The organism is Roseimicrobium sp. ORNL1 (assembly GCF_011044495.1).
Lineage (GTDB): Bacteria > Verrucomicrobiota > Verrucomicrobiia > Verrucomicrobiales > Verrucomicrobiaceae > Roseimicrobium.
Genome location: NZ_CP049143.1, coordinates 3,324,732 through 3,347,358, shown reverse-complemented (window position 1 = coordinate 3,347,358; position 22,627 = coordinate 3,324,732). Strand labels below are relative to the sequence as shown.

Sequence of the window (22,627 nt, the reverse complement as noted above, 5' to 3'; positions counted from 1 at the left end):
AGGAGTTCGTGTTCGACTTGATGTGCACTGCCGACATTATTTCTGGTGGATGTATTCAGGAGAGCTCACGAGCAGGTAGAGCAGCTCCTTCACGCGGGCCGTCTCTTCCGTGGCGGCCGCCACGGAAGAGACGGAGGTGATGATGACACTGCGCGGATTCGGCGTGGCCGCGGTGGCGTAGCGCTCCTTGAAGTTGCCGGAGGTCAGCACGAGGTCGAGTTGATCCAGAACAGCGGTAGTCGCCTGGGTCACGGTTTTGCCCGCGGTGATCTCGGCATCGTACAGCTGCTCAAACGGAGTGCGCACCAGGGCGATGTTGTCCTCCGGTCCGTTCGTGGTGCCGTAATAGATGTCCACGCTCTGGCCGTTGTCGACATTGGTGAGCTGGTAGTGGTAGTTGATCGCCTGGATGGCCGTGGTCTCCGTACTGAGCTCCAGTTCCGGTGCCACAAGTCCCGCGGCGCCAATGTTGCCACCAGGATTGAAGTCCGGCAGGAACCAGTTGAACACACTCGGCGCGCTCTGCGGCGTCTGCCCCAATCTCGTGTCCGTGTTCGGATAGCGATACAGCGTGGCGCCCGAAGGGAAGTTATCGAGCTGCGAGGCAGGATAGCCGAAGCCGGACAGCACACTCAGCGGAAGCTGGGATTGACCACCCAGCGCGCGGATGAGCTGCACATAGCGGACGATGGGCTCCTTCTGCTTGCCATAGCCGATGTTGTTGATGACTTCCGGACTGCGTGCTTCGTAATCCAGCAGGATGGCACGCACCACGGCTTTCAGGTTGCCACGCACACCGGAGCCGTTGTTTTCAAACTTCTGCGCCACACGATGGACGTATCCGGCGCTGGGGTTTGAGGTGACCAGACGCTGAATCAGCAGGCGGCTGATGAAGGGCGCAACGTTCGGATGATTGAAGATGATGTCGAGCGCTGCGGTGAGATCCTGCTGGCCATTGAGACCGGCTGCGATGTTGCTGCCCAGCACCGTCTTCGCAGCCGTATCATGATAGGCGGCGAAGTTCTTCAGCGGATTCGTCCATGAAGCCTGGAAGTACGCCGGGCCTTGCGCCTGGAGGAAGTTGGTGTTGTCCTCCACGGGATAGCCCTGGTTCTTCGCACCATGCCGCTTGCTGAAGCTCCAGCCGGTGAAGACGCGAGCGAGGTTGGTGATGTCGTTGTTGTTGTAGGTCTGGATGGGCAGCCCATCCGCACCCAGCTTCAACGTGCCGTCGGGATGACGATGCACCAAGCCGATGGAGAAGAGCTGGAGGATTTCACGGGCGTAATTTTCATCCGGACTCACGAGTACATTTCCCGCGCCATCGAGAATCGCCTTCTGATTCTGGAGATGGCTGAGGTACTTGCCCATCACCGGGCTCTTGCTTACGTCCTCCAGCAGCGTGCGGAAGTTTCCATCCGCGCGAGTAGCCAGCTGGTCGTAGTAGTTTGCCAGGCCATAGTGCCGCGTGCGCAGCGTGGCCAGTTGGTCGGAGGTGACGAAGACTTCGCTCAGGGCAAAGGCCACACGCTGGCGCAGTTGATCATGCGCGCTCGCGGCGATGGTCCACCAGCCGCGACGGCGGTTGTGATGGCGCGGCTCGTTGTTGTTGGTGAAGTTGATGGGATCTTCACCACGCAGGCTCCACTCATGCGCATCTGCCGCCTGGGTGTAGTCCAGCAGCTTCGTCTGATCGAGTGCGAACTGCGCATTGATCCACGCGGTGTACGCAGCGATGCGGTCGCCGGCGTAGGTGGTATTGATCTCATTCACCAGCGCCTGAATCTCCTGCTGCGTAGGCCCGAAAGTGGCCTGCGTGAGGAAGCGGGCTACATCACGCGTGAGGGCATCTCCCGTAAGCGTGGTAAGCGCTGGAGGTGCCGGTGGTGGTGTGAAGGTGGTCGAGCCCGTCTGGCGGGAGAGAATGCCCGAGATCTCACCGGCGGGGAAGGAGCCGGTACCGATGTTCAGGTATACCCACTTGCCACCGACTTGATACAGGGAGTCGACGATGTCCTGGCCTGTGAGCGTACCCACCGGAACGATGCTCCATGGTTCATTGGTCACCTGACCGATGGGCAGCGTGGGACGCAATTCCGGTCCCACTCCCGCAGTGACACCATAACGGATGTACGCATTCGTTTGATTGGAAGTGAGTCCGCTGAAACTCAGGTTCACCTTCGCCGCGTTCTTCGGACCATTCAGGTAAATGGTCGCGATGCCCGACGCATACGTCTGAGCCGTGCCCTGCTTGCTCAGGAGGGCGACAAAGAGCGAGTCATTTGCCGGAATGGGTGAGGCATCACTCACGTTCACCGTGCCGGTGTTCCCTGAGCCCACGGCATAGCGCGCATTCGCCGTCACCGTCAAGGTCACGGTCTCCGGATATTCATTCGTCGTGTCCAACACGGGTTCGATCACAACATCCGCTGAGTTTGCTTCGAAAGGAATCGTGATGGAACCGGTGAGCACCGTGCCGGCGTTGTTCTTCGTCGCATAGTCAGCACCGCTCTGTCCCGGAGCCGCCGCGCGACCTGAGAGCGCATAGGTGACCGTCACAGGCACCGTGCCGCCCGAGCGTGAGATAGTGAACCTGGCAGAGGTCCCCTCCTTCTCGTACGCATCTGCCACGGAAGGCACGACGATGATGGTGCCACCACTGTCGAAGATGTTCGGATCCGTACCATAGGCGTATTCGTTCAGGTTGCTGATGCCATCGCCATCGGGATCCAGAGCTGCGTCAGAAGCATCGTTAGGATTGAGCCCTAGGGAGGTTTCCCACGCATCGGGCAGGCCGTCTTCATCAGTGTCCAGGGATCCGGATACAATCAGATAACCCACGCTCTCCGCGCTGTGGGTGACGTCCGCATTGGCCGAGGCCTCCTCTTGGGCTCGCACATCCACACTGGACACATCGGCATTCCGCTGGCGCAACACCACCGGGTCGGTGTCATTGCGTGTTTGCACGTCAGCGATGACGAAGGGATCCGCGAGCTTGCGGGCGAAGTTCAGCGTCCGGAAGGCCTGGGTGACATTCACCGCAGAAGCGCCGGCCTCGAACACATGCTGATTGGAAACAAGGCGGCCACTCCCCTTGTCCACCGCCAGATAGTGCACCGTCTCCCCGGCATGCGTTTGATTGGCAATCTGCTCTTCCTCGAGCTGCACGGTGAAACCAGTCGTCGTGATGTTGCTCAGGCGGGATGCGACCGCGGCAGCTTCATTGATGGTGGCTACCTGGGAAAGCACCACGGGCGCCGCGGAAAAGGCTTCGGAGAAAGTCTTGTTCGCCGCCGTATTGGTTACGCCTGTGCTGCGTCCGAACTCCCAGAGCAGCCCACCGATGCGATACGTCCCCTGCTCCGCCACGATGTAGTGCACCGTTTCCTCTGCATGGGTGCCATCGAGGTAATCCCACTCCTCAAACTGCCATTCGAATCCCAGGCTGGTGACATTGCGCACACGCACGTGCACCGGATCTCCATTCTTCTGCGTCACAGGACCGAACACCACCACCGGATTGCTGTAGGACTGCGAGAAGGTTTCGCTGTGCCAGGTGGTGCCATTGGGCTGCGACTCGGTGACGTCCCCCAGTGCCAGCTTCGCGCGCAGTTCGCCCACGCTTTCGCTGAGCACGAGGTAGCCGACATCTTCCGCAGCATGATTCACTTCCGTAGCCGCGGACTGTTCCTCCTGAAGGAAGATGTCCACACCCGTTGAGGTGAGATTGCGCTGGCGGATGGTGAAGGGATCCCCACCATTCACGGTCTGTCCTTGGGCAAAGAACGTCGGCTGACGATGCGTGCCACTGAAAGCAATGGTGCTCCATGCATGGGTGACACTGGCGCCCGTGCGCGCGGCGACAAAACTCGCGCCATCAAGTGTGCCGGAACCCGGGGCGATGGCGACCCATCCAATGGACTCGCCTGAGAGAGCCGCGGTGTCCACTTCCTGGGAGATGAGTTTGAGATTGAAGTTTGCAGTGGTCGTGAGGCTTACACGGGCGGACACCGCCTTGGCATTCGCCACGCTCTCCACCTGGGCCAGCACCACCGGTGCGGCGGCAAATCCCGAAGCGAAGGTCACCGTCTGTCCGGTGCGTGTGATGCCCGAGGTGCGTCCCGCATGCCACGTGACACCTCCAATCGTGTGCACACCCGGCTCCAGTGCAAGATAGGAGAGTGTCTCAGATCCGTGTACACCATCGAGATAGTCCCACTCATCGAGCTGGTATTCGAAGCTGGTCGCCGTGACATTGCGCACACGCGTGGTGAGCGCCTGCACATCGCCGTTGGAGGGAGTACCCAGGACCACCACGGGTGGCGCGGTGAAGGTCGTGGCGAAGTTCACCGTGCGCCACGTGGTGGCATTCGGCTGGTTGTTCGTCAGCACGCCGGTTTCATATTTCGGTGCCGCCGTGGCTGAGAACGACAACACCGTGGAGAGAATGCCAACACTGAAGAGAGCAGCGATGCGCTGCCTGAACTTGAGCTGTATCATGAGAAGTGAGGAAGGGTGAGTTCCGGGGCCGCAGACACTGCGGGAGGACCGTTCGGCCCGGTGGTTCGCGAGGACAGGCCCGCCTTTTGTGGCTCGCGGGCTACGCCACCGAAGCGTCCGGTAGGCAGGTTGGTCAGCGGCCCTCCATCACTTCTGGTTGGGCCACGCTCCGTTCCCCATGGTTAGGGTCGAATTCGGAGGCAGGTCGCGATTCTTACGCACGCAATGTACACTGGCAAGATATGAATTGAAAATTTTTTGTCTTTGAATGCACGTTCAGCATGCTGTTCGCCCCTGCATCAGCATCTAAGGGGTGATTGCGCTGTGCGTTGTAGAACCATGCGCACCTTCCTACTGCTCTTGGGATGCCTGCCTCTTCTGACCGCGTGTGATGCGGCTTCAGAGAAGCGGCCACAGGACCAGACTGCCGCTACCCCGAAGCCAGGCAATGCGACACCGACTGAGACGCGGCTTCACACCATGGCGGATGCGATTGATGCCGCCATCGAATCCAGATACATCAAGGAAAACGTGCCGCTGCCACCCGAGGCGAGTGATGAGGTATTCCTTCGCCGCGCGTATCTCGGCATTACCGGTCAGCTCCCACCCGCCCAGGACACATCACAATTTCTCGCCGACGCCACTCCCGACAAGCGCGCAGCATCAATCGACCGCCTCATCGAATCGCCGGCCGCCTCCGAACATCTCTTCCAGCACTTCTCCGAGATGCTGCATCTCCGGGGCGAGGCGTTTGGCGCTTCCCTGCAGCGCTTTCTCGACTGGATGCGGGAGAGTCTGGGGAATAACATGCCCTACGACACGCTGGTGCGCAGCATGATCACCGCCAAGGGTTCGCTGCAGGAAAATCCCGCCGTGGGCTGGCTGCTGCAAGCCGAGGGTAGTGTGCTGCCGGTCACCCTGGACATGTGCTCTGTATGGCTGGGATACAATCTGCAGTGCGCCGCCTGCCATGACAGTCCCTACAGCGATGCCACCCAGATGGAGTTCTATCAGATCGCGGCGAACTTCAGCACACTTCGCACCGTGCAGAGGAGCCCGGATGGCGAGGAGCATTTTGTCGGCAAGACACTCCCCTTGCAATCGTCCGCCGAACTCGCCGTGCGTGAGGATCGCATGATGAACCTTCGCCTGCCGGGAGACTACATGTACCGTGACGGACACTCCGGTGATGTGGTGAAGCCTCGACTTCCAGAACTCAACCGTGTTGGGCGCAACGCCGTCTGGCATCCAGCGCCTCCTCAGTGGCCGCTCAAAAGCAAACCTCCCATGCCCGCTCCCAAGGACCTGCGAGAAACTCTTGCCCATTGGGTGACTGTGGAGAACGAGGCGCGATTTTCCCACGCCATCGCCTCGCGCCTGTGGATCCGTATGCTGGGAGACGGCCAGGCCTTTTCGAACGATTCGGAAGATCTGCAGCTTCCACTCCCTATGCCCGGCTTGAATGCCATGATGTCCATGCTCGGCGGCGGCTCGGCAAACGGGGGCTCTCGTTGCCACGCAGGTCCTTCTTTCTCCAACTCGATGCGTCCTATGGGCAGCCATGCCTTCAGTCTTGATATGGCCGATCTGAATGACCCCGTGATGAGTGTGCTGGCTGCCGTGATGCGGGATGTCGGATTTGATCTGCGTGAGTTTCAGCGCGTGATCTGGAACACCCGTGCCGCCCAGCGCGATGCGACCCCGGATGCGTATGGCACCGCCATAGCGTCCAGGTTCTCCGCTGCGACCGGAATGGTTGCCTCGCCCCTGATGCGCCGGATGTCCGCAGAGCAGATCTGGGATGCGCTTGTTTCGCTCGCAGGATCCAACACCACGGAGCAGACAAGCCGCGACCTGCCGATGGTGCTTGAAGAGACCCACCCCCTGCGCGTGCTGGGCCGCAGCGGCCGGGGCTGGAGCGATGGAGATCGCGCGCCTCTCAGTCCCACCATCGCGCGGTGGATGATGCATAGTCCCCTCGTGCTTGCCGTGGCATCACCCGGTAGCCGGGTGATGATGGAAATGAACCGCACCGCCGATCCCGATGCGAGGATCCGCCAGGCTTTCCTTTCCATTCTCTCTCGCAATCCCACCTCTCGCGAGTTGGAGCTCGCCAGGGAACTTTACGGCAGCACCGAGATGGACACGCCGTCAGCGGATAGCTTTCTGGTCTGGACGTTGCTCAATACTTCTGAGTTTCTGTTTCTACATTGAGCGGAGTGTTCTGTGGATGAGGAATGGCCGCGCAGGAGCGCGGAGAACACAAAGGGGATGAACCCGGTTGAGGCATCCTCGGCAGGCACGATTGAGCGGCGTGAGATAGGCGGGTAGGAAAACCCGCCGGACGCTGTCCGGTCAGGAGACCCGACTTCCTTGTGCGCGATCATCGCGCCTGAGGTGGATTGTCCTCGCTAGGGGCACCACCTTCTCTCCCCTACCTTTTGCGTCCTTTGCGTCCTTTGCGTCCTTTGCGTCCTTTGCGTCCTTTGCGTCCTTTGCGTTCTTTTGCGGCCATTCCTTTCCGCCAAGCATTCCCCTCCGGTGGGAGTCGTTTCCGAAACCTCCAGTTGACAGCGGCCGATAAATTCATACGTATGTATGAAACGAACGTATGACTCCCGGCCAGCCAGTCCCCCTACCCGCCGCCGCGGCTTCTGCCCGCGCCGCCCACTCCACCAAGGAGGCGCTCATGGATGCTGCCGAGTCGCTGCTGGCCCAGCATGGGGTAGCCGGAGCGTCCGCCCGGGACATCACCCGGGAGGCCGGAGCGAACCTCGGCGCCATCAATTACCACTTCGGCTCGAAGGAGAACCTGGTCCTCGAAGTCTACGCCCGACGCATGCGCCCCATGAACCGGGAGCGCATCGCCCAGCTCGACGCCTTGGAGAAGTCCGCTGGCCCCAAGGGTCCCAAGCTGGAGCAGATCGTCGAGGTGCTGGTGCGCCCCGTCGTGGAAGCTAGGGAATCCCAAGGCAAGGAATTCGAGGTCATGCAGCTCATCTGCCGGGGTTTCCAGGAGGCGAATCCGCAGGTGAAGGGCTTCCTGGAAAAGGAATTTGCCGAAATCGCCCAACGGTTTGAAGACGCCGTGGTGAAAGCGGTGCCGGGGCTCGCTCCAGAGGAAGTGTACTGGCGCATGAAGTTCATGGGCGGCGCGATGAACCACGGTCTGGATGTGTGGTCGCGCTTCGACGACATGCCCCACCCCAATCCCAAGGTCCAGCCAGCGCGCTTGGACCGTGAAGCCTTCATTCAACGGCTGGTCGCCTTCGTGGCGGCTGGTTTTGCCGCCACGCTTCCTGCCAAGGCCTAGCCTGACCTGACTTCACCTGACAGCAAAGGGACGCGTCCCTGTCGATTCTGTCCCTGCCCGTTCGACCATTTAAAACCCCTACCTCATGACCTCCCCCACCCGTACCCCCGAAATCCCCTCACCCTCCGCGGGCCGCATCCAGCGACAGTGGCACCCCCTCCTACTGGTGCCGATGCTCGCCCTGGCACTGACTGGTTGCGAAAAGAAGGCCGCTGGTCCGCCTCACGGCATGATGATGGGTGGCCCGCTCGAAGTCGGCGTGATGACGCTGGCTCCGACGCCGATCACGCTCACGCAGGATCTGCCCGGCCGCACCTCCGCCTTCCGCGTGGCGGAAGTCCGCGCGCGTGTGAACGGCATCGTGCTCAAGCGCCACTTCACCGAAGGCAGCGATGTGAAGGAAGGCCAGTTGCTCTATGAGATCGATCCTGCTCAGTACCAGGCCGAGCTCGATCGCGCGATTGGCGCCCTCGCCCGCTCCGAAGCGAACGCGGAAGCGGCTCGCATCAAGGAGGAGCGCTACAAGCAACTTGTCTCCACCAAGGCCATCAGCCAGCAGGAACTGGATGACGCCACGGCTTCCCTGCATGCCTTCGAAGCAGACATCATCTCCGGCAAGGCCGCGGTGCAGGCTGCGAAAATCAACCTTGGCTACACCAAGGTGACCTCGCCAGTGAGTGGTCGCGTGGGCATCTCCCAAGTGACCGAGGGCGCTTATGTGCAAGCCGGTACCGCCACGTTGCTGGCCACCGTGCAGCAGCTTGATCCCATGTATGTGGACGTGACGCAGTCCAGCAACGATCTGATGCGCCTGAAGAAAGCGCTGGCTGCCGGTGAACTGAGCAATGCGAAGCAGGCACAGGCGAAAGTGGAACTGCTGTTGGATGACGGCGCCGTGTACAAGCAGCAAGGCACACTGCAGTTCTCCGACATCTCGGTGAATCCCAGCACGAGTTCGGTGACGGTGCGTGCCATCTTCCCGAATCCTGGTGCCGAACTGCTCCCCGGCATGTTCGTCCGCGCACGCCTGGTGGAAGGCAGCAAGACAGATGCGTTGCTCGTGCCGCAGTTCGCGGTTTCGCGCAACTCCAAGGGCGAGGCCACGGCCTTTGTCGTAGGTGCCGAGGACAAGGCAGAAATCCGCGTGGTGAACGCAGACCGCACCGTGGGCAGCCAGTGGCTGATCACCGACGGACTCAAATCCGGCGATCGCATCATCATGAACAACCTCCAGAAGCTGCGCCCCGGCGCACCGGTGAAGACGGTGCCTTATGCGCCGCCCGGAGCCGGAGCCCCTGGCGCACCTGCCGGCAAGCCTGGCACGGGAGCCAATACCGCCGCCCGCTAACGCTGCTCTCATTCCGCGCCCTCCGGTTCCCGAGATCCGGCGGGCAAAAATCCCCCACTCAGTCCCCCTCCCTGCATGTCTCGTTTCTTCATTGATCGTCCCATCTTCGCGTGGGTTATCGCGATCGTGATCATGATTGGTGGCACCATTGCCATGCTGAATCTGCCCATCACGCAGTATCCCAGCATCGCACCGCCCACCATCGCCATCACGGCCACCTATCCCGGCGCCTCCGCCAAGACGGTGGAAGACACCGTCACCCAGGTCATCGAGCAGAAGCTCAATGGCATCGACCACCTGCGTTACATCGAGTCCTCCAGTGATTCGAACGGTGGTGCGACGATCACCGTGACGTTCGATGGCGGCACGAACCCGGACACGGCGCAGGTGCAGGTGCAGAACAAGCTGCAGCTTGCCATGCCGCTACTCCCGCAGGAAGTGCAACGCCAGGGTGTGAGCGTGACCAAGTCCGTGCGCAACTTCCTCCTGGTCGTCAGTCTCGTGTCCGAGGATGGCAAGATGAACAATGCCGACCTTGGTGACTACCTCATCAGCAACTTGCTGGATCCGGTGAGCCAGATCACGGGTGTGGGTGAGATTCAGAGCTTCAGCACGCAATATTCCATGCGCATCTGGGTGGACCCGGACAAGCTCACGGAATACGGCCTCACTTCCTCTGATGTGACGGCTTCCATCCGTGAACAGAATGTGCAGGTCTCCTCCGGTGCAGTTGGTGGTCTTCCGGCAGCGCCAGGGCAGTTGATGACCGCGCCCATCGTGGCGCAGGGGCGGCTGCAAACGACCGAACAGTTTGGAAACATCCTACTGCGCGTGAACCCGGATGGCTCGCGTGTGTTCCTGCGTGACGTGGCCCGCATCGAGCTGGGCAGTGAGAACTACAACAACCTCGCCCGCTTCAACCGCCAGCCCGCCGCAGGGATGGCGCTCAAACCCGCCGTGGGCTCGAATGCCCTCGAAACGGTGGAAGCCGTGAAGAAGAAGGTCACTGAGCTCTCCGCCTTCTTCCCACCCGGCGTGAAGGTCATCTATCCTTACGACACCACGCCCTTCGTGCGGCACTCCATCCGTGAAGTGGTGAAGACACTCATCGAAGCGGTGATTCTCGTGTTCCTGGTGATGTACCTCTTCCTGCAGAACTGGCGCGCCACCTTGATCCCCACACTGGCTGTACCTGTGGTGCTGTTGGGCACGTTTGGCGTGCTCGCGGTGGCGGGATACACCATCAATACGCTCACCCTCTTTGGCCTCGTACTAGCCATCGGTCTACTGGTGGACGATGCCATCGTGGTGGTGGAAAACGTGGAACGCGTGATGGAGGAAGAAGGACTCGCGCCACGCGAGGCCACCATCAAGTCCATGAAACAGATTTCCGGCGCGCTGGTCGGCATCGGCCTCGTGCTTTCCGCGGCGTTCGTGCCGATGGCCTTCTTTGGAAACTCCACCGGCGTGATTTACCGCCAGTTCGCCATCACGCTGGTCTCGGCAGTGTCCCTTTCCGTGCTGGTAGCTCTCATCTTCACTCCAGCCCTGTGCGCCACGATGCTGAAGCCCATCAAAAAAGGCGGCGCACACAAGACGCGCGGTTTCTTCGGATGGTTCAACCGCTCGTTCAACCGCACTGCAGACAAGTATGCCGCCAGCGTGGGTTACATCCTGAAGCGGCGAGCGCTTCCGCTCATCGCCTATGCCGGCATCGCTATCGGTGTGTTCTTCCTCTTCAAGCACCTGCCCACCGGCTTCCTTCCCGATGAAGACACGGGCTTCCTCTTCACCACGGCACAGCTTCCTCCGGGCGCAACTCGTGAGCAGTCCGTGGCCCTGCTGGAGCGCATGGAGAATCACCTGTTCGAAAAGCACGGTGACTCTCTCATGGGGGTGTTCGGCATCGCGGGATTCAGCTTCTTCGGCTCCGGCCAGAACCAGGTGCTCACCTTCTGTCCGCTCAAGGACTGGAAGGAACGAGCGGGACCAGGTCAAAGTGTAAAAGCGATCCAGGGCGAAACGATGGGCACCTTCATGCAGTTCAAGGAAGCGCTCGCATTCGCCTTTGCGCCGCCCGCCGTGCTTGAGCTTGGCAACGTGAACGGCTTCGACCTCCGTCTCGTAGACAACGCAGGCCTCGGTCACGAAGCGCTGATGAATGCACGCATGCAATTGATCGGCATGGCCGCGCAGAATCCGAAGCTGGTGGGCGTGCGCCCCAACGGCTTGAGCGACACCCCCCAGATGAAGCTGGACGTCGACAACGAGAAGGCCAGCGCGCTGGGTATTTCCCTCGCAGCGATCAACGCGGAACTCGCCAACGTGTGGGGATCCAGCTACGTGAACGACTTCATCGACAAGGGTCGCGTGAAGAAGGTCTTCATCCAGGGCGATGCCACTTCGCGCATGTCTCCGGATGACATCGGCAAATGGTACGTGCGCAACAACAAGGGCGAAATGGTGCCCTTCACCGCCTTCGCCAGTGTGAGCTGGATGCTCGACTCACCGAAACGGGAACGCTTCAACGGCGCGCCTTCCGTGGCCATCAGCGGCGAACCCGCACCGGGCAACAGCTCCGGTGAGGCCATGCGCATCATGGAGGACCTCGCCAAGCAATTGCCTCCCGGCATTGGTTATGCCTGGGCGGGTCTGTCGTATGAAGAGCAGCTTTCCGGAGCCAATTCCGGCGTGCTGTACATCCTCTCGATGCTCATGGTGTTCCTCTGTCTCGCGGCGCTCTATGAGAGCTGGTCCATCCCCATCTCGGTGATGATGGACATGCCGCTGGGTGCGTTGGGCGTGCTCGCTGCGACCTCGCTGCGCGGCCTGCCGAATGACATCTACTTCCAGATTGGTTTCATCACCATCATCGGTCTCTCCGCGAAGAACGCGATTCTCGTGATCGAGTTCGCCAAGGAGGCCTATGATGAAGGCGCCACCTTGATCGATGCGGCCATGCATGCGGTGAGGCAACGTTTGCGTCCCATCTTGATGACCTCAATCGCCTTCTGCCTTGGTGTGCTTCCGCTGGCCACCAGCACCGGCGCCGGCGCGGGCAGCCAGAATGCCATCGGCACCGGCGTGGTCGGCGGAACCATCACCACGACCATTCTCGGTCTCTTCTTCGTGCCGCTCTACTTCGTGACCGTCATGGCGCTCTTCAAGGTGAAGCGCTCCACGCTGAAGAGCCGCACCGCCGGCGAGCAGCCGAAACAACCGGAAGGCGATACGCCACTAGTGGCTGCGGGAGCGTGAGGATGCATGGTGAAGATCCGCTCACTCCGCATGTGAGAGGCCGCGATAGAATGCACAAGCTTCGAGGCGGGACAAGGTCTGCAGAATTCCTGTGGACCCTGTCCCTTCGAAGCCGAAGCCTGCAGGCACCTGTGCCCATTCGGCGTCGATAACCGCTTGGCAGAACAGTGCGCATGGGAAGGCGAGGTGGTGCGGTCGAACAGGTAAGTGGTCCAGTGCCAAAACCTGGATGTTATCCACTGGCAAGTCTGCATTGGTTGCTCCATGCTCGTCCCATGACCACCGAAGAAAGATTGGAACGGATTGAGGCAGTTCAGTGTATCCATGCCGGGGAACTGGCTGCGTTGCGCAACCTCATGCGAATGGTCTTCCAATCCGCTGGCCAGGGCGGTGATGATGCGTTTGACGTCGCCTTCCTCAATTTGCGGAAAAACGCCGTTCACGCCCTCTTGGAGAGCCTTGAGAAGACAGACCCTGGAAAGGCAGCAAGATTGATGGCCATTCTGGAGCAACCCAATCTGACCTTCCCCTTCCGCTATGATGAGGGCTGAGCGACATCCTCGAGCACCACTCTGCATCACATCATGCGGTTCAAAATGCACGATGTAAGAAAGATGCGCGGCACAAGATGCTCATCCATGCGGGTCAGTGCAAAAAATGCAGGCTGCCGGCATCACATGGAAGCGCATTCGTTTCGTTCGTCCCGATTCAGGGTTATGCAGCTCTTGCCGCCATCGCCATCTCAGCCAGCCCCCCTTGTGGCTTGTCCGAAGCAGCTCCTCTCACAGGCAGAGGACCATGCGCGGAAGATCGACGATGCGCTCATGGCGGCTGAGGATCACATGGCACTCTCCCTTTGGGATGAAGCGGCGGCTGCGCTGGATGCATTGCCGGCGCATGCGAAGTCCCTTCCCGGCGTGGCGTTGGTGTATCTGGACCTTCTCATAGGTCAGCAGCTCTGGGACCGGGGCCTCATGCACGCGCTCGGTCTACTTGAGACACGCCCCAATGATTCCGAACTCTGGCTCCGTATCGCCCGGCTGATGGCCGGCGCAGGCTATGCTCAAAGCTCAAAGGCCGCAACCGAGCGATGCCTTGAACTCAATCCCGAGTGTGCCTGCTTCCTGGCAAAAGTCGGACTCCTGCCCGAAAACTACAGGCCCGGGCCGAAGACATCCCCTGCACGCAAACGGGATCCGCTGATAAAAGCCCAAGCATACCAAGACCCGAGGATGGTGGCCTAAGCCAGGGACACAGGCTGGAGAATTTTGAACAGGAACTTGACGTAACGTTAAAATTCGTTACGAGTTCCATCGTAATGAAGGACCTCGTTGCTTTCGCCCACGCCCTTTCGGATGAGACCCGCTGGCGCATCCTCCAGCTCATCTGCAATGAACCGCTATGCGTCTGCGAACTGGCCGACGTCCTGAAGATGCCGCAGTCCTCCGTCTCCAGCCACGTGCAGGTCATTCGCAAGGCTGGCCTGCTGGACACGGAGAAATGTGGGAAATGGGTGTACTACCGTCTCGCGCTGAATCATCGGCACCTGCTCTCGCTGCTGGGAGAGTTTTTCGAGGTCACCACTGCCAGCGATGCAACACTGAAGGCGGATGCGAAGCGAGCGGAAAAGCGGCTGGCCGAGCGCGATGAGAGCTGCTGCCCCCTGCCTACGGCTCTGACGAAGCTGAAGCCCGTCACAACCAGGAACCTGCTCAAACAATCGGACCCCATCTAAGCACCATGAACCTGCAAGAATTCAAAGGGCTGCTCGCCAGCCAGGGAAACAAACACTTCCGCCTGCAACTGCCGGACGGCTCACCGGTGCCCGTCTCCTTCCACGTCACAGAAGTGGGCCATGTGAAGAAGACCTTCATCGACTGCGGAGGCACCATGCGCACCGCAGAAGCCTGCCAGCTCCAGGTTTGGGTGGGTGAGGATGTGGACCACCGCATCGAGGCGAAGAAGGCCGCGGCCATTCTGGAAAAGGCGAAGTCCTTCCTGCCGGACGAGACCATCCCCGTGGAGATAGAGTATGAGGACCGGGTGATTTCCCAATACACCATCGTAGGACATGATATCAAAGACCAGTCCGTGGTGTTGAAGCTGGGGCACAAGCACACCGACTGCCTTGCCAAGGAGCTCTGCGGTGTGCCGCTGAAGGTGGGCAACGCAACTGCACCCGAGACCACCACCTCCGCCTGCTGCGTAGGCTCCGGCTGCTGTGGATGATCCCATGAAGAAACTCCTCGCAGAATCCCTCGGCACCTTCGTGCTCATCTTCGCGGGCACGGGGGCCATCGTCATCAATGAGGCCAGCGGCGGCGCGATTGGGCACGCAGGCATTGCGCTCACCTTCGGCCTCGTGGTGCTGGCGATGATCTATACCTTCGGCGATGTGAGCGGGGCGCACCTGAATCCCGCCGTCACGGTCGCCTTCGCCGTGGGGCGCCGGTTCCCGTGGCGGGAGGTGCCAGCGTATATGCTGGCGCAGGTAGTGGGTGGCTTCGCCGCGAGCGGGCTGCTGCGCGTGCTCTTCCCTGAGAATGGCAAGCTCGGAGCCACCCTCCCGGCGGGCGCGTGGAGCCAGAGCTTCATCTTGGAAATCGTGCTCACGGGCATCCTCATGCTTACCATCCTGAGCGTGTCCACCGGGGCAAAGGAGAAGGGAGCCACCGCAGGCATCGCCATCGGGGCTGTCATTGCGCTGGAAGCCATGTTTGCCGGGCCCATCTCCGGTGCCTCCATGAATCCCATCCGCTCGCTCGCTCCGGCGGTGGTGAGCGGTCACCTGGAGCACCTATGGGTCTACCTTGCAGCTCCCGTGCTGGGGGCATTGCTGGCCGTGCCGCTGTGCATCGGCGTGCGCGAGCCTGGCTGCTGCGGTGGCGCATGCGGGAAGCAGCAGGCGTAGGCATGGCGCGCGCCCTCCCGCCCCTCAATATGGCCTTCATATCATATTCCATCACATCATTTCTTATCATCATCCCACGCCCATGTCCGAACCCACCATCCTCATTCTCTGCACAGGCAATAGCTGCCGTTCCCACCTTGCGGAAGGCATCTTGCGGGAGGCGCTGGGCGCGGGCTACCAGGTCCGCAGTGCTGGGTCCAAGCCTGCCGGCTACGTGCACCCGCTGGCCATCAAGGCCATGGCGGAGATTGGCATCGATATTTCCACGCATCACTCGAAGCACCTCGATACCTTCCTGAATGGCGACGTGGAAACCGTCATCACCGTCTGTGGAAATGCCGACCAGGTATGCCCCATGTTCCCTGGTCAGGTGAACCGCCACCACTTCCCCTTTGACGACCCCGCCCACGCCACCGGCACGGAAGAAGAACAGTTTCAAGTCTTCCGCCGCGTGCGAGATGAGATTCGCGCCGTCTTTTCCGCCTACGCTGCGGGCAGGCAGGATGCCGTGAAAGCACGCAGATAGCGTGCAGGTGTTCCAACTGCTGCCGACATTCGCTGCATAAATGCGAGCCGGGGCGCGACATTAGGCGGACTCTTCGCGTTTACCGCACGGTGCGTGCTCCACCATGAATGCCGACCTGACATGCCTGCAACGTTATCACCAGCACGATGACGCCTTTGCGTTTCAGCAACTGGTGCAGGCGCATGCAGGCATGGTCTTTGCCACGGCCCGACGGATCACACAGGACGCAGCCCGGGCGGAAGAGGTGGCTCAGGAGACCTTTCTGGAACTGGCACGTAGCGCGGCGCGCGTAACGGAGTCGGTGGGCGCGTGGCTGCACCGCGTCGCATGGCACAAGGCGAGGGACGTGGTGCGGGCGGATGTGACACGCCGCCGGTATGAGGAGGCCGCTGGCGAGCACCTCTACATGGAACGTGAGGCGACTTGGGAGAAACTGGAACCGCTCATCGATGAAGCGATAGAGGAACTGCCAGAGAAACTCCGCGGGCCCCTGGTCCAGCACTTCTTTTTGAACTGCTCGCAGCAGGAGCTGGCGGTCGAGCTCGGCGTGAGCCAGTCCACGGTGTCACGGCTGCTCAATTCCGGCATATCCGAGCTACGCTCACGACTGCGCAGCAAGCACGCCCTTTGCGGCAGCACTCTCGCAGTGCTGCTCAGCGCAAACTCGACGCAAGCGGCGCCAGCCTCCCTGACTGCCTCGCTCGGCAAGCTCGCGATCAGCGGCACGGCTGCCGGTTCTTCCAGCACCTCCATCTCCTCACTCACTCCCGCACTTCTTGCCATGAACACCACCAAGGTCATGCTCACCACCGTAGCGGCCGCCACCTTGATTGGAGTGCCCCTCATGCTTCTCAATCAAGGCAGCAAGAATGCCCAGTCCAAACCCCAGGCTGCCGCTCCACCCGCCAAGGCCGCAGCTCCCTTACGCACATTACGGGCCAAAACCAAAATGGCCGAGACCAACACTGGCGAACCGGCGCACCACCTTCCTCCTCCCGTGTCAGACGCCGTGCGACGGGAGGTAGAGGGCTTCATTCAACGTCACCAAGGCATGTCTTGGGAACAAATGTCTCATGACGTGGAATTCCAGGAACTGAACAAACGCTTCCTCCGCCTGGTGAATACACCTGAAACCCTGAGCAAGATCGAGGGCGCAGCCGTGGCGATTGCCACCTTGAAGCACGAAGGGCGCGACGGGGCCATACAGCTCGGACCCACCGCGGAAAATTTGGGCAGCCCCGTGTTTACGTCATGGGTCGAGGCTGTGGTCTCCAATGACCCCGAGCGAACCCGGGACTGGGTTCTCAACCGCTTGGATGGCGCTGCTTTCGAGTTTGGCTTTGACCCCACCCTGGAACAGACGAGTGACGGTGTCAGAGTTCAGCTGCTGCCGCCCCGAAAGCCTGCGAAGCCTGATACCGAGGAATAGGGTTTTCAGGAACAGGGTACGCCTCACTTCCACCGAAGTGCCATCCAATGCAATCCAGGACAAAACCCGCTTCGAATTTCCCTACCGGATGCCGGGTGCCACCCCATTTACACGCCGAGATGGAGTGGAGCAAAGGTTGCGCAATGGCTTGGTAATTTATTCCATTCCAAATTTACCATCACGTCGGGATAAATGCTGGCGTTGGTACCATAGACAATAAATCATGCGGGCCTGCGCCCGGGTTTGGTCCCCGTGCGCAGGCCCTTGGTATTGGGTGCAATGGCTGGGCTCGGGGAAACTTGGGCTCGGCCATTGCTAATGCCCTCGTCATCTCGATACCCCGTCGAATAGACCTTGTTCGCGGGCCTTCCATCGGCCTACAGTCAGCATCAGCGGCTGTTCTCCTCTATGAGCATGATTAGACTCGCCATCACCGTTGCCGGCGCATTCCTGAGTACCCTCGCCACGGTCGCCAGCGGCACGGGTGCGGAGCTTCCGCCCCTCAAGATTCGCCAGATGATCATCCGCGTGCCTGAGGAAAAGTTCCTCCAGGCACTGGAGGCGCGCCCTACCGATGATGCCCTCTCAAAGCAACTCTACACATGGCTCGACTCCGGTGCGGCGAAGCTCGTGCGGGATAACTCCACCACCGCCACACCGGGAACCCGGTTCGAGACAAAGGAAGGCACCGTCTACAAGTGGGTCACAGAAAACGACCAGGACTGGGAAGGCATCCCAAAATTGATGCCCACCAGCTGGGAGGACGTGTTTCTTGGCACGACCCTCGAAGGGGAATACCCTGCAGGCCAATGGGAGGGACTTGAGGGAGACTTCGGCCCGACCGACCCCTTCTCCGGCAAGCGCATGAAGCTGGATGACATCCCCGGCGGCAAGTATGCAGTCTCACTCCTGTGGCGCACGGAAACCCGGTCTCGCCTGGCAACCAAGGTGCCCTGGCCTCTGGTGTGGCCGGAGAACAAGACCCCTGCAGTCGGCCTGTATGAGCAGGATGATTTTCTGGCACAGACCCTGATTACTTCTGTCCGAGTGCTGCCGGGGAGAGACGCCATCGTTGGCTTCATCCGGCCCGCCTCGGATATGGAAAGGGAAAGCAAACCTTCCCAGCCGGAGTTGGACGTCATGGTGGCGCAGGTGAGATCCAACGCCGCAGCGTCCCCCTCCCCATCCAGCCGTGGAAAGGAATCCCCTGCTCCCCCGCGTGTGCAGTTCTTTGGTTTCGGCGTGGCAAACCCGGAGGCTCTCGCGCTGCTCGCCGCCCGCGAGTCTGGAAATGACACAGCGCTGCTCTCGAAGCTGCATGCCATGGCACGCGAGAAGAAAGCCATCCGCCGCCTCGCCTGTGGCTCGGCAGTATCCTCATCCCGCACCACACTCACGTCGGTACGCGAGCATCATTTTCCCACGGAGATGCCCACCATTCCGTCCGCATGGGATACACGCCCGGTTGGCGTCTCGCTGGAGATGGAATTGATCAACCGCGCGCTCACTTTTTCGCTGCGGCTGGATCCCGCGCGCTTCCGCTGGGCACAGTGGGACTGCGCTCTGGATGCACCGGAACTCATCATGCGGCAGCCCCAGTTCTATCAGCAACAGGTGGACGCCACGTGCGAGTTCCGTGAAGGGCAAAACGTCGTGCTCGTCGGTACCATGACTACCCCGGAGTGCCTGAAGAGCGCCGACGCAAATGCCGGTCCGGTGATAGGTGAGACGCTGCTGCTCTTCGCCGAGCTGTACCAGCCGGAGGGCACACCTCCGCTCAAAGTCTTACCACAAGAGCAGGACCCGCAGGATAAACAACTCGACCTGGAGGCAGTGGTCTTCGAGTTGCCTGCTTCCGAGCGTGCGGCATGGGAAGGACAAAAGACAGAGGGAGTGCCCACCGATGACGAGTCGCGTTTCCAGAAGGCACTCGCCAAAGTGCAGGACGGCACCGCCAGCATCGTGTGCCATCTCTCCTCGGTCACCAACGGCAGGCGTTCCGCCCTGGTGCAGAATATCGAACAGGTGACCTTTGTGACCGAATACAATCCGGTGGACCACAATCCCTACGGTCGCTACCGGCCCACCGCTCTGGAGGCATCCTCCGTCGGTTCTTCCTGGAATGTGGACGTGCTTTCCATCCTGGCGGAATCCGAGTTTGGTTCGACACCTGTCATTCGTGTCGCCTCCGCGCTGCATCACGATACGCAGCCCGCCGTATTGCCCACCTTGAAGGAATCTCTGGAGTACACCAGAACTCATCAGTACGACCTGCCGAAACCGACCTTCACGGCGGAGGAATGGACGCACAATCTCATCCTCCTCCCCGGAAAAGCCCAGTGCCTTGGCATCAGGCAGACTCCTGACGCGATGAAGAAGGACCGCATCCATGTCGCCTTCGTGCGAGCACGAGTCCGGCCGTAGATCTCCAGTTTCGGTTGCAACGCCACGTCGAAGAAACAAAACGGTCTGCCGTCATTTGTGCATTCCGCAATGCGCATCATCTGGCTGGCGGCATCTCCGCATTCCAATTTCTCAAGAGTCGTGACGACAAAAAGTCTGAATGCCCCCGCTTCACTTGGCCTCGTCGGAAAACGATCAACCACACACGTTGCGAGAAGTCTTTCGTCACACAAACCCTTGCCTAATCAGAGAGCGTCAAGCCGAGAGAAGCAGAAAAGTCATTTGGTCCAATTGATGGAGAAGTGGCATCACCAGGACAAACGCATCGCCGCCTACAAGAAAGCTGACCTCGACGATATCCAAGCACACGACCTTGTCATTCGAGCTACTGATGTCGGTATGTGCAACAATCGTCTCATTCCTCCTGTGCTGAGCGAGTGGAGAAAACCGAAGAACTCCGCCTCTGAGGACCGGAATGTGTAGAGCTTTTTCAACAGTTTTACGGAGTCGCTGAAAGACGGTAGCCTCACAGAGTTACCGAAAAGCACAGAAGCTCTCCATGGATTGCTAGATGTCCATGTTGGGCTAACCACAAGCATACTTCTACACACCTTACTCACTGCCCTGCCCGCCCGCAGGCCTGCTGGGCCACCATAGTTCCCTGATGGTGACCAGCCTGACGTCATAGACGTCATAGTGTATCGGGTACGACCAATTGTGAACTCGCACGCTGCCAGGACTACGGAAGGGGAATGCCTGGCTGGACGAGGTTATCCCCTACGGCGGAAGGATCCGTATCAAACTCAAGTTAATTGTCCGTGGGTTTTCAGACACTGATGTAAGGCTGAGTTGTGCCCTGACGACCCGGGACTCTGAATTAATAGCTGGTAGCTTGAGCAAAACCCCATTCTCCTTGGGCATCCATGTCACATGAGATTCATCAGTCTTAGTCGGCGTATATTTTGTGTACCAGTCGGGCAAATGTGCGACCAAGGTCAAAGCACCGTCTTCACCCTTCTCCACGTCAGCCAATACGTTGATATTGACGTCGGTGGCCTGATGGGACTCTGCCAACGAATGACGCTCAACCCGAATGGAATTTTGGTTCGGATCAATGATCGCTTGGAAATATGAGATTGATGCAGGCACGACATCTGTCGTAGTTCGATGAATGAGAAACCGCTGGCGGCTATATTTTCCGGCAGCGTCTGGAACCACCTCTGCGGGACCTTCGGTTTCGAGTAGCAGAGTGGGTGTTTGAAGCAAAGTCAATGTCTTCAATTTTTCAGGGGGCATAACCACGGAAAATCGCCGACCAGTCCTAATCGAAATTGCTCCATCCTCGGATTGCGTATGCCCTCCAAATTTGGGATAGAGCATGAAACCAAGCCGGGGTTCGCTCCATGTGCGGACTTTTGCTTGGGTAAACTTGGTCTCTCCGTTGATGGAATACTCGACAGCAATGGTTGTTTCACGCAACCCCACAACCGCGGGTACTTTGACAACTACTTCCACAGCAATATCTCCGTAAGCTGCCACCGGAGTTCCCGCATACTCCTTTATGGCCGCACAAGAACACGAACTGGAAATCTTCTCGATCCGGAGTTGCCGGTTACTTGAATTGTGAAAGGTGATGGGAATGACAATTCTCTCACCTTCCTTGGTCGCAGGAACTACCACGGGATCTTTCTGCGGCACTAGTTCCCTGAGATCCGCGCGCTTGCAAGAAGTCAAGATTAAGGCGAAAATGAAGAGGGCGGGATAGATTCGTCTCACTTTTTCTCTGCTTGCGGTTGGGTTTCTGGCAATTTCTTCATCTGCAAAAGAGTCCTTAAGCTCATAAAAACGGGAGAGCCTTGGGTCATGTCCTTGATGCCTCGCATGCCATCCAATTTGGGAAGAGAGGGAAGAGAGCGCACGGCGCCAATCTTAACCTCCTTGAGCTTCCACACCTTTTTCACCTGAATCTCTTCGCTTTTTGGGATATACAGTGTGCTTTTGACCTCTGTCGGCCAGACTCCATTTTCGTATTTGTCACTGCTGACAGTCCAGTCGCACCGGACGAAACCGTCTTCCACTTGGGCGACCCGTCGGATGACGCCCTTTGTCGCATCAAACCAGAAGAGGATCTCCAACCGCCCTTCGTCTAAAATCACGCGCCATTGTGGATTCTCTCCGCCTAGCACCTTGGGAAGGGTAAAATTCCCCGGTATTACTTCGGGTTTAGCAGACGGCCTTTCCAAGTTCATCCGCAAAAATCCCCAGAGCCCGTCCAAGTCGATCAACGGGTTCATTTGGTCGAGTTTATAGACCGTAAGCTCTTTATTCGCAAACGACGTGTTGTAACACATTCCGTCCCCGGGAACGAGCCATTCCTCCACCGAAGGTTTTTCAAAACCTGGATCACGTGAAATTTCCACCCTGGATGTGTAGGCGCCAGCGCTTAACAGCGAAGTGACAATTCTCTGGTAGACGAGCTGCGGCTTGCTAACATCTCTATTCCCCGGATAAGGCCTCTTTGCCTTCTCCTCATACCTGCGGATAACGCGCGACAACTCGGCACTTGAGGTTTCATGCTCCACCTCCCAAACGAATTGACTGCCGTAGCTCAACTGGGTCTGAGTCTTAACGATGTCTGCGAGGGGCAAAACATCGCCAGAAAGGACGACAATTGGAGCAATCAGCATGAAGCAGGTGCCCATCAATAGGCGGGCACCGAACATGGATGTTAATGGGTGACGTGAATACCTCATCTTAATCACAGTTTATCGATTCCGTACTAGTGACCTCGTACCATGGCCAATCCGCGTCATAAAAGGTGCGCTGCGCGTTGGTACAACCGCAGTTGTCATCAGTTTTGCATGTACCCTCAATAGTCCAGAACACGCCACCACCCCGCTGTTCATAGTCGCAATCGGAGAGGTAGTTGCCAGCTCCGC

Annotated in this window: 16 protein-coding genes; 13 read left to right on the top strand and 3 right to left on the bottom strand. The window is 59.5% G+C overall.

Features of this window, described 5'->3' with window-relative positions:
- Positions 1-36: 36 nt before the first annotated feature.
- On the bottom strand, positions 37-4,500 hold the full coding sequence (locus G5S37_RS13360) for a DUF1800 family protein (protein ID WP_165204675.1): 4,464 nt from the start codon (positions 4,498-4,500) through the stop codon (positions 37-39).
- A 339-nt stretch (positions 4,501-4,839) separates the two neighbouring features.
- On the opposite strand from G5S37_RS13360, the gene G5S37_RS13355 reads away from it, so the two are divergent.
- From G5S37_RS13355 to G5S37_RS13295, 13 genes are all read left to right on the top strand, one after another.
- Positions 4,840-6,714 carry a DUF1549 domain-containing protein gene (locus G5S37_RS13355; protein WP_165204673.1) on the top strand — a complete coding sequence of 625 codons (1,875 nt, stop codon included), beginning with the start codon at positions 4,840-4,842 and terminating at the stop codon, positions 6,712-6,714.
- A gap of 397 nt (positions 6,715-7,111) precedes the next feature.
- Positions 7,112-7,813 carry a TetR/AcrR family transcriptional regulator gene (locus tag G5S37_RS13350; RefSeq protein WP_165204671.1) on the top strand — a complete coding sequence of 234 codons (702 nt, stop codon included), beginning with the start codon at positions 7,112-7,114 and terminating at the stop codon, positions 7,811-7,813.
- A gap of 172 nt (positions 7,814-7,985) precedes the next feature.
- Entirely contained in the window at positions 7,986-9,161 is a 1,176-nt protein-coding gene (locus tag G5S37_RS13345; RefSeq protein ID WP_343229938.1) for an efflux RND transporter periplasmic adaptor subunit, read from the top strand.
- A gap of 75 nt (positions 9,162-9,236) precedes the next feature.
- Positions 9,237-12,419 carry an efflux RND transporter permease subunit gene (locus G5S37_RS13340; protein WP_165204667.1) on the top strand — a complete coding sequence of 1,061 codons (3,183 nt, stop codon included), beginning with the start codon at positions 9,237-9,239 and terminating at the stop codon, positions 12,417-12,419.
- A gap of 275 nt (positions 12,420-12,694) precedes the next feature.
- Positions 12,695-12,970, top strand: coding sequence for a hypothetical protein (locus G5S37_RS13335; RefSeq protein WP_165204665.1), 276 nt, complete (start codon positions 12,695-12,697; stop codon positions 12,968-12,970).
- A gap of 291 nt (positions 12,971-13,261) precedes the next feature.
- The gene (locus G5S37_RS13330; RefSeq protein WP_165204663.1) at positions 13,262-13,663 is read left to right on the top strand and encodes a hypothetical protein; all 402 of its coding nucleotides are present in this window, start codon (positions 13,262-13,264) and stop codon (positions 13,661-13,663) included.
- A gap of 74 nt (positions 13,664-13,737) precedes the next feature.
- Positions 13,738-14,154, top strand: coding sequence for a metalloregulator ArsR/SmtB family transcription factor (locus G5S37_RS13325; RefSeq protein ID WP_165204661.1), 417 nt, complete (start codon positions 13,738-13,740; stop codon positions 14,152-14,154).
- Positions 14,155-14,159: 5 nt separating this feature from the next.
- A complete protein-coding gene (locus G5S37_RS13320) occupies positions 14,160-14,648 on the top strand; it encodes a DUF6428 family protein (protein ID WP_206026436.1) in 489 nt (162 codons plus the stop codon).
- Positions 14,649-14,652: 4 nt separating this feature from the next.
- Positions 14,653-15,330, top strand: coding sequence for an MIP family channel protein (locus tag G5S37_RS13315; RefSeq protein WP_165204659.1), 678 nt, complete (start codon positions 14,653-14,655; stop codon positions 15,328-15,330).
- An 82-nt stretch (positions 15,331-15,412) separates the two neighbouring features.
- The gene (locus tag G5S37_RS13310) at positions 15,413-15,856 is read left to right on the top strand and encodes an arsenate reductase ArsC (protein ID WP_165204657.1); all 444 of its coding nucleotides are present in this window, start codon (positions 15,413-15,415) and stop codon (positions 15,854-15,856) included.
- 103 nt (positions 15,857-15,959) lie between these two features.
- The gene (locus tag G5S37_RS13305) at positions 15,960-17,285 is read left to right on the top strand and encodes a sigma-70 family RNA polymerase sigma factor (RefSeq protein ID WP_165204655.1); all 1,326 of its coding nucleotides are present in this window, start codon (positions 15,960-15,962) and stop codon (positions 17,283-17,285) included.
- A 414-nt stretch (positions 17,286-17,699) separates the two neighbouring features.
- Positions 17,700-19,709 (top strand): hypothetical protein, encoded by a 2,010-nt coding sequence (locus G5S37_RS13300; protein WP_165204653.1) that lies wholly within the window; start codon positions 17,700-17,702, stop codon positions 19,707-19,709.
- Positions 19,710-19,982: 273 nt separating this feature from the next.
- Positions 19,983-20,171 (top strand): hypothetical protein, encoded by a 189-nt coding sequence (locus G5S37_RS13295; RefSeq protein WP_165204651.1) that lies wholly within the window; start codon positions 19,983-19,985, stop codon positions 20,169-20,171.
- A gap of 294 nt (positions 20,172-20,465) precedes the next feature.
- On the opposite strand, the gene G5S37_RS13290 is transcribed toward G5S37_RS13295, so the two are convergent.
- Complete coding sequence (locus tag G5S37_RS13290) at positions 20,466-21,464, bottom strand: DUF1573 domain-containing protein (RefSeq protein ID WP_206026434.1); 999 nt, start codon at positions 21,462-21,464, stop codon at positions 20,466-20,468.
- The gene (locus G5S37_RS13285) at positions 21,461-22,411 is read right to left on the bottom strand and encodes a hypothetical protein (RefSeq protein WP_165204647.1); all 951 of its coding nucleotides are present in this window, start codon (positions 22,409-22,411) and stop codon (positions 21,461-21,463) included. Before G5S37_RS13285 ends, G5S37_RS13290 begins: the two co-directional genes overlap by 4 nt.
- Positions 22,412-22,627 lie beyond the last annotated feature (216 nt).